The sequence below is a fragment of the Niallia oryzisoli genome, assembly GCF_036670025.1.
GTDB classification, from domain to species: Bacteria; Bacillota; Bacilli; order Bacillales; family Cytobacillaceae; genus Bacillus_BD; species Bacillus_BD oryzisoli.
In genome coordinates this window covers 5,457,995-5,470,621 of sequence record NZ_CP137640.1, presented here as the reverse complement: position 1 = coordinate 5,470,621, position 12,627 = coordinate 5,457,995, and the positions used below count along the sequence as shown (strand labels likewise).

General features: G+C 39.7%; 9 protein-coding genes. 8 read left to right on the top strand and 1 reads right to left on the bottom strand.

The genetic code is table 11. From position 1 onward, the window contains the following. Positions 1-47: 47 nt before the first annotated feature. Positions 48-2,012, bottom strand: coding sequence for a XylR N-terminal domain-containing protein (locus tag R4Z09_RS27275; protein WP_338449806.1), 1,965 nt, complete (start codon positions 2,010-2,012; stop codon positions 48-50). Between the two features lie 253 nt (positions 2,013-2,265). On the opposite strand from R4Z09_RS27275, the gene R4Z09_RS27270 reads away from it, so the two are divergent. From R4Z09_RS27270 to R4Z09_RS27235, 8 genes are all read left to right on the top strand, one after another. Beyond that, on the top strand, positions 2,266-3,444 hold the full coding sequence (locus R4Z09_RS27270; protein WP_338449805.1) for a thiolase family protein: 1,179 nt from the start codon (positions 2,266-2,268) through the stop codon (positions 3,442-3,444). A gap of 33 nt (positions 3,445-3,477) precedes the next feature. Further along, positions 3,478-3,930 (top strand): Zn-ribbon domain-containing OB-fold protein, encoded by a 453-nt coding sequence (locus R4Z09_RS27265; protein WP_338449804.1) that lies wholly within the window; start codon positions 3,478-3,480, stop codon positions 3,928-3,930. A gap of 1 nt (position 3,931) precedes the next feature. Continuing rightward, the gene (locus R4Z09_RS27260; protein WP_338449803.1) at positions 3,932-5,260 is read left to right on the top strand and encodes a CoA transferase; all 1,329 of its coding nucleotides are present in this window, start codon (positions 3,932-3,934) and stop codon (positions 5,258-5,260) included. A 17-nt stretch (positions 5,261-5,277) separates the two neighbouring features. Further along, positions 5,278-6,489, top strand: coding sequence for a CoA transferase (locus R4Z09_RS27255; protein ID WP_338449802.1), 1,212 nt, complete (start codon positions 5,278-5,280; stop codon positions 6,487-6,489). A gap of 109 nt (positions 6,490-6,598) precedes the next feature. Further along, the gene (locus R4Z09_RS27250; RefSeq protein ID WP_338449801.1) at positions 6,599-7,975 is read left to right on the top strand and encodes a hypothetical protein; all 1,377 of its coding nucleotides are present in this window, start codon (positions 6,599-6,601) and stop codon (positions 7,973-7,975) included. Between the two features lie 29 nt (positions 7,976-8,004). Then, positions 8,005-9,240, top strand: a complete 1,236-nt coding sequence (locus R4Z09_RS27245; protein ID WP_338449800.1) for a dipeptidase — start codon at positions 8,005-8,007, stop codon at positions 9,238-9,240. A gap of 397 nt (positions 9,241-9,637) precedes the next feature. Next, positions 9,638-10,918 carry a Rieske 2Fe-2S domain-containing protein gene (locus tag R4Z09_RS27240; protein ID WP_338449799.1) on the top strand — a complete coding sequence of 427 codons (1,281 nt, stop codon included), beginning with the start codon at positions 9,638-9,640 and terminating at the stop codon, positions 10,916-10,918. A 254-nt stretch (positions 10,919-11,172) separates the two neighbouring features. Then, entirely contained in the window at positions 11,173-12,585 is a 1,413-nt protein-coding gene (locus R4Z09_RS27235) for an amidase (protein WP_338449798.1), read from the top strand. Positions 12,586-12,627 lie beyond the last annotated feature (42 nt).

The window sequence follows — 12,627 nt, the reverse complement described above, 5'->3', positions numbered from 1 at the left end:
AAAATGTCCTTCATCCAATCGATGAAGGACATTTTTTATAAATAACCTCAATGGTCCATTGTATCTTCTCCTTGTTCCAATAGGATGTCAGGCAGTTTTCCAAAAGCAACATATATATCTAAGGCCATTTGTACCTCACGCCGTGTAGTAGAATCCATCATATCGATGTTAAATCGTTCTTTTAAATTGGCAAGGCGGTATCGCATTCCGCCAATTGATAGATTAAGGATGCGGGCGGTTTTATGCAAATTACATTCATTATTTAAATAAAAATAAAGAGTTTTCAACAGTTCTGAGGATTTCTGAATATCATAGTCATAGATAGAACCTAAAATGTTATCGGCATAGTTCTCTAATTCTTGTGGATTTCTGGCATCTAATAAAATAGAGATATGTCCAATCGCAGAGAATAAGAACACTTGCTGTTGCAGCTTATTGATTTGAGCGATTTCTAATGCTTTTTTAGCTTGTTTGTAACCTTCGTGAGTTCGATGAATACTTGGACATATATTACTTATCCCAATGAGCAGCTGTGCTGAAGGCAATTTCCTCTTCACTTCTTTTAATATCGATATTCCGAATTTTTCTTCGCTCTTATTGCAAGCCTTTAATAAATCCACGGAAATAAGTGCTTGAATCTGTCCAAAAGAGTGTGAGATTAATATATTTTCTCCTGCAATAGAGGAGGAATATTTTCGAAGGATGTTCATAATCAATTCCTTTTCATCATTTACAAATTCATCTTTTTGAAAATCAAAGGATTGATTTTGTAAGTTAAAAATAAACACATAATGTGGTTTGTTAATCTTATAACCTAGAAAAGATAGTTTTTTCGTGATGTTAGAATCTAAATTTGGCTTCTGAAGGACCTCGTCTAATAGCTCTCCTTTCATTCGCTGCTCTGTATCAATGGCGGTTTTTTCATTTAGAATATGAAGTGCACAAATATTGGCTGCTCGTTCGGCAAAAGAAGACTCTAGTTCTTCCATTTCTTTTGAGTTTTTAATGATCGAAATGTAACCATACACACGGTTTTGTACGATGATCGGTGTAATTAACGGATAATGGGAAAAGCCTTGTTCCTTTAAAAAATTTAGTTGTATAGTAGTGGTTTGCTGTTTTAACATTTCATTGACTTTAGCTTGGTCTAATGAGTCAAGATTTTCCTTGTTCTCGATGATGTTTTTTAAGGAATAATCCAGTATATCTCCATATTCTGACAGGGTTTCAAAATCCTTATTGGAAATAACAATGCCACATTTCAAGCTGCGTCCAAGTGTCTGGGCAATAGAGTCGAGCCCTTTCCCCTGTAAGACAATTTCTGTTAGTTGATTACTTAACAAATTCCCTCTTTTTAAAATTTCACTCTGTCTTTCAATTCGTTTATGTGCTTGATCTAGTTCATCCCTAATATCTTCTCGTTCATAATCAACCAATTCAGGTGAAATTTCATCTCCCCAAAGATCCAATGTTTTTCCGACGAAATGACAATGTGGATCCCCTTTCCCGATACACTCGACTTCTTTAAACACCACTTTTTTGCCCAATGAGGTGCTGCAGTAGCCGCTTGCATATCCTTCAAGAAAATAGCAGACAGGTTCAGAATGAATAGAGAATTGCTGCAAATATTGCTGGGCCTCATAAGAATCATTCCAAAATCCTTCCACGTCCAATTTCTGGTTTTTAGTATCAATATCAACCTTAATCGGAACAGAGGTTGTTCGTCCGGAAAGGCCATGCATTGTGACTCCTCCCATAATCCATTCCTTTTTATTCTCCCAATTAAACTTGTCCTTCAGCATCAAGGCTTCATGCCGTCCGCATTGATATCCATAGCGTAATAGAAAGCGTTTGGCTCTTTCAATTCCTAGAGCTAGAACTAAATCTTTGATTAACGCTCCCCATGCATCCGCACTTGATAAAAACATTCGATGAGACTGAAGAAAGTTGCCATTCTCAGGGTTCATTTTCAATAAATCGCTCAAGGTAATTGTATTTGCTTTTATCGCCATTTTGCACCCTCCAAAACGAATAGATGATAGATTACTATAATATCACAACTAGATTGAATTTTCTGCAAATTTTAGCTTTAATAACTGTACGATTAGGCTGTAAAAATGAAATTTTCCTACCTAATCGTAAATTGTTTGAGATTCCTTAAATAACTAAGATATAAATATAGATTTAATTTTCTGAATAGTAGCTAGATTTAGATAACAACAATAATAATTGAAATTTTCATTTAAACGTAAAGGGGAATGAAAGATGAGACGTTCATTAAGTGATCAAGTGTGCATCGTAGGAGTAGGTGAAACAGACTTTGTCAGAGGTACTGATAAGTCATTAACACAATTATTAACGGAAGCAGCGGTGAACGCTTGTCAAGATGCCGGGATTCATCCTTCTGAAATAGATGGTGTCATTAATCCATGGAGATATAATGTCCGCTGTGAAGATTTGGTGGCTGGTTTAGGAATAAAAGAACTTAAGTTCAGCGGCAGAAGCGAAATGGGAGGAGCAAGTGCCATTGCAGCGATTCAGCAGGCTGCTCTTGCTGTTGAACATGGTGTAGCAGAATATGTGGTTGTCACTACTGGTCAAAAGGGTTTTTCAGGGCCGAGATTAGGAGGAACAGATCCAAGAATATTAGATTTTAATAATACGATTATGCCAAATCCAGAGTATCGCGATAATATGGAATATCCTTATGGGCTAATGGTTCCTATGCAGTATTTCTCTCTACATGCGAACCGCTGGTTTTACGAATATAATCCAGACCCAATTGGCATGCAAATTGTGGCCATGACGTGCCGTGAGCATGCTCACAATAATAGTAAAGCCTATATGAAGGGGAGGGTGATGACAGAGGAAGACTATCAAAACTCCCCGATGCTGGTTAATCCATTTCGATTATTCGATTGCTCGTTAGAGGTAGATGGAGCCGGTGCTGTGATTGTTACATCTAAACGAAACGCCCACCGTTTCAAAAAGCCGATCTATATTGCCGGCATAGCGGAAGGGCACGCGAATCAGCCTGATGATATGCCAACCCGTCCGGACATTTTAGACATGGGAATTAAATATGCGGCACCAAGAGCCTTTGAAATGGCCGGCATCTCAAGAGATGAGATTGATTTTGCAGAAATCTATGATTGCTTTACGTTTATCGTCTTACGACAGATTGAAGAAATGGGCTTTTGTGAAAGAGGAGAAGCACCTGAGTTTGTCAAAAATGGCCGAATTACGTATGGCGGACAATTGCCGATTAATACGCATGGCGGCTTATTATCACAGGCACATATTGTCGGAATTAATCATGTAGTAGAAGCGGTCCATCAGTTACGAGGCGAGGCAGGAGCTGCACAGGTAGAGGATGCAAAAATAGGATTAGTGACTGGATATGGCGATATGGGTGATGGATCCATTGCCATTTTACACAATTAAATCGATGAACTTATTGAAAGAGGGGTTGTTAAAATGAATCAAGTAGAAATGCAGCCGATTCGGCCTTTACCAAATAGAGATTCTGATTGGTCACGTGATTGGAATTTGTATAAACCATTTTGGGAAGGAACAAGAGAAGGAAAGTTATTTGTCCAGGAGTGTACCGCTACCGGAAAGAAAATATGGCCGCCAAGATTTTTATCCCCGTATGAACCCGGCTCTGAAGTAAAGTGGGTTGAGGTAGGGACAAGAGGCGTAATTTACACATTTAATATTGTCCATCGATCCTTTTATCCTTATTTTAATGATCAAGTCCCATATGCACTTGTTGTCGTTGATGTGGGAGATGGCGTAAGATTTCTCGGAAATACCGTTGGAATGGACCCAACAAAAGTAAAGATAGGTATGGAAATGGAAGCGGTGTTTGAAAAGGTCGATGATGAAGTGACATTGGTTCAATGGAAGCCTGTGAATGGAGGGAATTAATATGAACATCCAACATGACCTCTTAACAGGAATTCGGGTTCTTGATTTTACCTGGAGTGTTTCAGGTTCAACGACAACAAGAATATTGGCTTCCATGGGGGCAGAGGTAATTAAAGTGGAATGGCCAAAGACACCTGATATGATGCGGTTTTCTATGTATGCAAAAGATGATGAACCGGGCTTGGATAATGGTGCTTTTTTTAACAGCTTAAATGTTGGAAAAAGAAGCTTTACCGTAAATATTAAATCTGCTGAGGGCATGAATATTATAAAAGAGCTGATCCGAAAGTCAGATATTATTACAGAAAATTTCAGTGCCGGTGTTTTTGAAAAATGGGGATTGGATTATGAATCTTTGAAAGAAATAAATGAAGGAATTATCTATATGAGTATTTCCGGATTAGGTCATACAGGAAGACAAAAAAATTACGGGACATGGGGACCTACAGCGGCCGCTTTATCCGGCATGACCTATATTTCCGGCTTACCGGAAACGCATCCTAGCGGCTGGGGTTATTCCATCTTAGATATTGTTGCTGGATATACTGGTGCCTATTCCGTGTTAACGGCATTATTCCATAAAAATCGGACGGGAGAAGGCCAATATATTGATATTTCACAGGTAGAAACCGCATTGCCTTTGGTCGGTACCAATCTATTGGATTTCTTTGTTAATGGCCGTTCCTCCAATAGGCCGGATTTTCCAACAGGGAATCGTTCGACCCTTTCAACAAATGGAAACATATCAGATTTTAGAGGCGCGATTGCTTGCCCGCAAAATACCTATCGTTGTGCGGGTGATGGACCGAATGATTATTGTGTCATTGCTATTTACAATGATGATGAATGGGAAAGATTTAAAGAGGCGATCGGCCAGCCGGAGTGGGCGAGGGATTCGAAATTTTCTGATCTTCAGGGGCGCATTCAACATCAGGATGAGTTAGATTGGCATATTGAAGAGTTTACAAGCAAGTTGACTAAATATGAAGTAATGGAAACATTGCAGAAATATGACCTAGTGGCCGCAGCAGTTCAACAAAATGAGGATATTGTGGAATTTGACCCTCAATTAAGTTTCAGAGGTTTGTTTGAGACGGTTCAACATCCGCTATTAGGTGAAAGATTAGTAGAAGGTGTTCCGATTAAAATGTCTCAATCATCCCCATCAATTCGCAAATCTGCTCCACTTATGGGTGAGGATAATGATTTTGTGTTAAAAGAAATCCTGGGCTATTCGGATGAAGAAATTGAATTATTAGATACACAGGGTGTTTTCTGGCCATTGGATATGCCAAAAGAGTCGTTTAAAGCCGTCAGGCCATTATGGTAAAAGGGAAGGAGTGAAGGATGGTGGAAAAGGCAGCTTTAAAAGGAATAAAGATATTGGAGATCGGAGATCAATTGACCCAATTTGCCGGGAAATTGCTGGCAGATATGGGTGCCGAAGTGATCAAGGTGGAACCGAAGGAAGGTCTACCATCGAGAAGCATAGGCCCATTTTACAAGGATACACCTGACAAAAATGGAAGCTTATATTTTTGGAATTACAATACATCCAAGAAATCAATCACCTTACAGATAGAGACAAAAGAGGGACAAGAGAACATCATCCAGCTGCTTAATGATGCTGATGTTATTCTTGAGGGAAATAAACCAGGTCTAATGAAGGAATGGGGGTTGGATTATGACAGCTTGTCGAAGAAGTTTCCAACACTCGTCTATTGTTCTATTACTCCTTTCGGCCAGGAAGGACCATGGAGTCAATACCAATCATCTGACATTGCTCAATTAGCTCTCGGCGGCATAATGGCTGTCACTGGGTATGATGATATTCCTGATGCTCCCCCTATTGCCCCGACTGGCGGACAATCCTATCATCTAGCAGGATATTTTGCTGCAATGGGAATTGTGAGTGCCTTGTTGTATCGTGATTTGAAAAATCAAGGACAATTTATTGATATATCTGTACATGATTGTGTGACGGTTTCTACTGAAATGTCTCTGCCATATTGGATTTATCAGAGGGAACATGTTATCCGCCAAACAGGCCGGCATGCTTTGCCAAACCGTTCGGTACGGTGGAATCTGAAATGTAAGGACGACAAGTATATTCTCGTTTTAAATACTTATTTAGACACAAAGCGTTGGAAGAGTTTGGTTTCATGGTTGTCCTCCTATCAGCTTGAGGAGGACTTGGCGGACGAAAGATATGTGGATGATAAGTACCGTGCACAACGCATGGAACATGTAACAGATGTATTGGAACGTTTCTGCATTCATTTTGACTCAGAATATATTTATCATACCGCACAAAGTATCGGCCTTCCATGGGCACCGGTCCGCGCACCAGAAGATATGATTCATGATAAACATTTAAGTGAGGACCGAAATGTTTTTGCATCCGTTCATCACCCTGAGCTAAATGAATCGTTTACTTATCCAGGAGCACCGTATAAATTCCATGAAACTCCTTGGGATATTAGCAAAAGACCGCCATTATTAGGGGAACATAATGAAGAATACTCAATCAATCTAAAAACTTCTAATCTTTCTAACTAATATTGGAATGCTATTCAGTAAAAGAGTTGATGGGTCAGTCAACTCTTTTACTGTTAAAAGGGAGTTTTTGTTTATGTTTGATGTTTGAAAAATAAAGGGGTGTAACTTCATGGGTTCAGTTATTAATTTCGTGAAACGGAATTTGTATATTCTGTATTCCCTTACCTTTACCATTTACATATTTACTATTTTTGTACCGAATGAAAACATCCAGTATTTGATCGGCGTTATGGCTATTCTGCTCATCCTGATCTCGTTTAAGGGAGCAAGTAACCTATTTAAAGTTTTATGTCTCATTTTTAGTTTTTCAGGACTCCTATTTTATACGTATACGGGACTACCTATTATTCAACTTCCGTTTTATATGTTTTCAAACATGTCACTGCTTTCTTTGTTAACGGTTCTTCCTTTGATGACAAGTGTTGTCCATGCCGGCAGATTTGACCGAAGACTCAATGAATTAATGAAAGGAAAAGTGGGGGATTTAGGCAATTTATATGTCAGGAGTTCGATTACAACCTATCTATTAACAGGATTTATTAATATATCTGCCTTAACGTTATCGCAGGAAGTATTACAATCAAGTCTACAAAATATCCCGCAAAAAATAAGGAAAATCTTTATTAGCAAAACGACACTTAGAGCATTAGCTGTAGCCTTAATCTGGAGCCCGACGGAAATTATTGTGGCCATAACAGTGGATTCGACAGGCATCGGTTATTTATCCTTACTGCCATGGCTATTGCTCTGTTCCTTTATTGTCATCTCTCTTGATTGGATCATCGGGAAAAGAAGTTTTCGTTCAATAACCGTTGAACAAGATGAAAGTATGAATCAGAAGATAAATGTCAAGAAAATGATCATTCAAATTATCAAATTAGTAATGGCCTTAGCCATTTTTTTATTCGTTGTTGTGCTGACCGGGAGCATGCTACAACTAAGTTTTATTTTATCAGTATCACTTGTGATTCCTGTATTTTCACTGTGCTGGGCAATATCATTGAAAAGATGGAAAAGTTTTAAGGTAATAGGTTGGAGGAATTGGAAGGAACGTACCAATAAATTGCAAAATTTTGTTGTTCTGTTTCTTTCTCTTTCGCTCTTTTCCAGTAGTTTAAGCAAGACTTCATTTCATGATGTTATAAAGCAGCCGTTTCTTGCTTTTAGTGATAATCCCATTATGATTTTAATATTTATTCAGGTTGTTTTTTTACTTGGAGGATTAATTGGTGTACATGCCATTGCCACAATCGGTGTTTTATTTGAGGTAATCCAGCCTTTATACGGGATGATAAATCCACTTAGTATTGCTATCGTGGTGATTACAAGTGCATTGGCTACCGCAACAGTCGGAGCTTATGGGGTTACAGTAACCATGACTTCTGCGGCAACCCAGCAAAACCCATACAGGATTACGTTGAATAATTTGCCTTTTTCTTTACTTTTCGGAGCCATTGGCATATCAATCGGCTATTTTCTTTTGTGACTATTTTAAAATTTTTAGGAGGTAGAAAAATGGTTATGACGCCGCAAAAAGGTGAAGTGAAAAGTAGGTTCGTAAAGAATTATGATGGATATCAATCCTTTCAATACCTAACTCCGGGAAAGCATTATAAGCCATTTCAGCTGCCGCAGTCAGAAAAATATCGGCAGACAGTTGAAATTAAGCTTGAAGAAGATCAGGAAAGAGTTTTTGAAACCTTTATAAAATACTACCCTATTGTATCTCTTAGGGATCATGGGTTTGTGGTGCCGAAGAAACAAGAGGACATTATACCTTATTGCCGCCAGCTCCACACGGCATTTAACTATGAAGGACTGGCCTTATCTGGAGTAGATATCCTATTTGAAAATTTCATGGATGGTATATCTATTTTAACTTCTTCGAAGGGTCTAAAATGGGATGATGTAATTTTAACATTAGGTATACGTTATTGTGATATGGCGAAACAAAATACTGTTTTTATCGCTAAAACTTATCAAGATTTATTAGATGCAAAACGGACCAATCGAATGGCTATTTTACCTTCATTAGAAGCAGCAAGTATATTAGAGAATGAAGTCGATCGTGTAGATGTTTTATATGGTCTAGGGGTTCGGTGCATGGGTATTACCTATAATGAAGCCAATACATTAGGATCTGGTCTGATAGAAAAAAGGGACAGTGGATTAACGAAATTCGGCCACAAAGTCGTTGAAAGAATGAATCTGCTGGGGATGGTTGTTGACATCTCACATTGTGGTGACCAGACCAGTTTAGATGTCATTGAGGCAAGTGAAGTTCCCGTTTTTATTACACATGCAGGGGCACGTGCAATCTGGAACTCACCAAGAATGAAATCGGATGAGGTATTAAAGGCTTGTGCAGCAAAAGGCGGCATAATTGGGGTTTGTGCAGCACCGAATACCACTCTTTCATCCAAAAATCCAAACGAGCATACGATTGAATCCGTTATGGAGCATTTGGAGTATTTAATTGATCTTGTTGGAATTGATCATGTAGGACTCGGATTAGATACATTTTTTGGAGACCATGTCGGATTACAGCATGCATTTGATGACATGTTATCTCTTAGTGAATCACATGGGGAAGATTTTAAAGAGTCCTCCTATGTAAAAGGGTTAGAAAATCCAGCTGAAGCAACGAAGAATATGATCAAATGGATGATTAAACATGACTATAAATTTCAAGATATTCAAAAGATTATTGGTGGTAATGCGTTGAGGGTATTAGAGGATATTTTAGATTAAAGCAAGCGTAAGGGGACTTTCATATTGCTTCAATAATGAAAAGATAGAACCGTCTCCATGCTTTATTATTAAAAAAAGTGGAACATTTCCGTTTGGCTGGCGGAAGTGTTCTTTTTTGTGTTTAGAAGATTATTAGTGAACAAGATTCGCAATTTGACAAGAGTAAGGTAAAAAGAGTTGATAATCTGTCAGAAAAGTCAGCCTCGTTATGACAAGTCCGAGGCAAAAATGTCCTCTAAACTAGAGTAGAGAGGAAACACTGTATGTTTCGGTTGAATAAATGATAGAATTTCTAACCTATTCATACATTGAATCCAATCATTTATTTCACTAATATATAGTTATAATTTAAAATTTTCAGAAAATAATTTCTCGATAAATTAGGAGGTTATGACATATGTTAACAAAGCAAGATAATCATTTATTAACACGTACGGGACCAGGTACACCAATGGGTGAACTATTCCGCCGCTATTGGATTCCTGCTCTGAAGTCAGATGAGTTGCAAAGTGATGGGAAACCGCAGCGTGTGAAGCTGCTTGGGGAGGAATTAATCGCTTTTCGAGATACTGAAGGAAAAGTTGGCTTGATGGAGGAAGCTTGCCCACACCGCGGAACGTCTCTTTACTATGGTATCAATGACGGATGTGGCCTTCGCTGTATGTATCATGGCTGGAAGTTCGATACAAACGGTGATTGTACGGAAATTCCATCAGAAGAAGGAGATCCAAAGTTTAGAAAGAAAATCAAAATCAAAAATTATCCGGTTAAGGAAGTAAAAGGGATGGTTTGGACATACATGGGACCGGAAGAAGAACAGCCGGAATTCCCAGAGTTCTACTGGATGGGACTGCCAGATGAGAATATGATGTCAGAACGGGTTTGGCAGGAATGTAACTATGCACAAGTAATGGAAAATGACCTTGATTATGTACATGCGGCATTTCTTCATAAAGCACATGGGACACAGGTGACAGGAGAAGGAATCTTAAGTACTGATTTAGGAATTGATCCGAACCACCCGCTTGTGAAGAATCCTCCGGTTAAGCAGGATGTAGAGGATGCAAATTACGGCAAACGCTGTGTCGCAGTAGGAATAGGAAATGAAACAGATAATGCCTTTATGGAAATTCACTATATCTTCCCATTCTATACGTACCCGCCGCGATTTGAAGGCGAGGATGGAATGTGGCATGCGTTCATTCCACGAGATGATTACAGCACTTGGTCATGGGATGTTCAATTTTCTCATAACCGCCCGATTGATGTACAGGCCAATCATGACCGCCGCGGCTTGAAATTGGATGAGCATTTCAAAAAACAGATCAGTCTGGAAAATGAGTATGCTCAAGATCGTGAATTACAAAAAACAGGTAACTTCACTGGTATCCGCGGAATTGCGAACCAGGATCATGCTGCAACTGAAACAATGGGACCGATTGTCGACCGTTCGAAAGAGCATCTTGGAACAAGTGATCTGCCAATCATTCATATGCGACGCTTACTGCTTCAGCAGGTAAAAGCATTCCAAGAAGGAAAGAAGCCATTTGCACTACAGAATGATTCGCTGAAAAACCTGTACAGTGCGGGACTTTATGACAGCAACGAAAAATCATGGCAGGAAGCCTTCCCGATGCAAAATCAGTTTAAAGGTGACTGGCAGGAAGTAAAGTCTTAAATAATCAAAATTAATTATAGATGAAGCGGGGGATAATCCTTTCGAGAGCAGTCTTTCACGGAGTACAGTACTGCTTATCTGAAAAGTAAATCGCCCCGCAGGCTTTTAATAGAGTAAGAATTTCATTGCGAAGGCAGGGAATCACATGACATTAGAAGAATATCTGCGCACCATCTTAGATGATGAGGAAATCGAATTGGCAACGCTGGAGCCAGCCTTCACTTTTAATTTAGAGGATTATGAGGAGACAGGCCATGAATGAACTTCTCTTTGAAACAATTGAAACTGCGGGAAAGGCAATTCGAGATAAAAAGATTTCACCGGTTGAACTCACGCAGATGACGTTAGATCAAATTCGTGAGCATGAGCCAAGAGTCCATGCGTTTATTACAGTAATGGAAGAAGAGGCATTGGCACAAGCGAAGCAATTGGAAGCAGAGCTAGTGAACGATGAGGTAAGAGGACCGCTGCACGGAATTCCGATTGCGGTGAAGGACATTTTTCAAACAAAGGGTGTTAAAACCACAGGCGGCTCGAAGATATTTGATAGCTGGATTCCTAATGAAGATGCAGCAGCCGTTCAAAAGCTAAGAGAGGCCGGAGCAATTATTATTGGAAAAGCCAATCTGCATGAATTTGCCATGGGTGCGACAACAGAAAACCCTCACTATGGAAGCTCGAGGAACCCTTGGAATGTCACTAGAATTCCAGGCGGTTCAAGCGGGGGCTCTGCAGTGGCAACGGCAACAGGGATGGCCTTTGGTGCTGTTGGCTCTGATACAGCAGGTTCCATCCGGCTGCCTGCTGCGATGTGCGGTACAGTTGGATTTAAACCCACCTATGGTATCGTCAGCAGACGGGGCTGTCTTCCATTCAGCTGGTCACTGGATCATGCAGGTCCAATGACAAGAACCGTACAAGATGCGGCCATCATGCTTGAGGTTATGAAAGGGCATGATCAAAAGGATCCGGGATCTGTAAAACGAAATGTTCCAGTCTTATCTGATGGGGCGTTAGTCGACTTAAAGGGAGTAAAGCTAGGCTTCTATGAGCCATATATGTATGCCGGTATTGATGCTGATGTGAAGCGGGTGATTGAAGAAGCCTTCCGTCAACTGGAATTCCTTGGAGCAGAGATTGTTCCGATTGATTTACCGGGAATTGATGAAGCTCTCAACGCTTTAAAGACAATAGCTCAATCAGAGGTTGTCTCTGTTCACGAGCCGTTATTGAAAAAATACGGACATCTATACGGTGATGATTTGAAATACCGCTTTGAATTTGGCAGTGATATTTCTGCCACTGCTTACATCCGAGCTCAGCGAAGAAGAGATCAATTTGTCAGAAAAACCATTAAACAAATGAATGGGATTGACGCTTTAGTCGGTCCAACAAATGTCCAGCCGCCGTTTGAAATCGGCACAATGGTTCCATCCATGGCCATCAGCAATATGTTCACCCTTGGAAAAACTCCATTGGCAAACATCCTAGGTTTTCCTGCTTTATCTGTAGCCTGCGGTTTTACCTCAGAAAACCTACCAGTAGGGCTTCAGTTGATTGGAAAACCATTCACCGATCAACGAGTGCTTCAAATTGGCGACTGCTACGAAAAATCAGTGCAATGGGTAAAAGCCTTAAAAGACAATGTAAATTACGTTCAGCAATAGGAAGCTTAGGAGGCATTTGAGCCTCCTCATTCTTTCAGAAGC

What these genes read in the sequence shown, in the direction of transcription:
- R4Z09_RS27255 (WP_338449802.1), top strand. Translation starts at nt 5,278, where the DNA reads ATGGTGGAAAAGGCAGCTTTAAAAGGAATAAAGATATTGGAGATCGGA.
- R4Z09_RS27240 (WP_338449799.1), top strand. Translation starts at nt 9,638, where the DNA reads ATGTTAACAAAGCAAGATAATCATTTATTAACACGTACGGGACCAGGT.
- R4Z09_RS27245 (WP_338449800.1), top strand. Translation starts at nt 8,005, where the DNA reads ATGGTTATGACGCCGCAAAAAGGTGAAGTGAAAAGTAGGTTCGTAAAG.
- R4Z09_RS27235 (WP_338449798.1), top strand. Translation starts at nt 11,173, where the DNA reads ATGAATGAACTTCTCTTTGAAACAATTGAAACTGCGGGAAAGGCAATT.
- R4Z09_RS27250 (WP_338449801.1), top strand. Translation starts at nt 6,599, where the DNA reads ATGGGTTCAGTTATTAATTTCGTGAAACGGAATTTGTATATTCTGTAT.
- R4Z09_RS27275 (WP_338449806.1), bottom strand. Translation starts at nt 2,012, where the DNA reads ATGGCGATAAAAGCAAATACAATTACCTTGAGCGATTTATTGAAAATG.
- R4Z09_RS27270 (WP_338449805.1), top strand. Translation starts at nt 2,266, where the DNA reads ATGAGACGTTCATTAAGTGATCAAGTGTGCATCGTAGGAGTAGGTGAA.
- R4Z09_RS27260 (WP_338449803.1), top strand. Translation starts at nt 3,932, where the DNA reads ATGAACATCCAACATGACCTCTTAACAGGAATTCGGGTTCTTGATTTT.
- R4Z09_RS27265 (WP_338449804.1), top strand. Translation starts at nt 3,478, where the DNA reads ATGAATCAAGTAGAAATGCAGCCGATTCGGCCTTTACCAAATAGAGAT.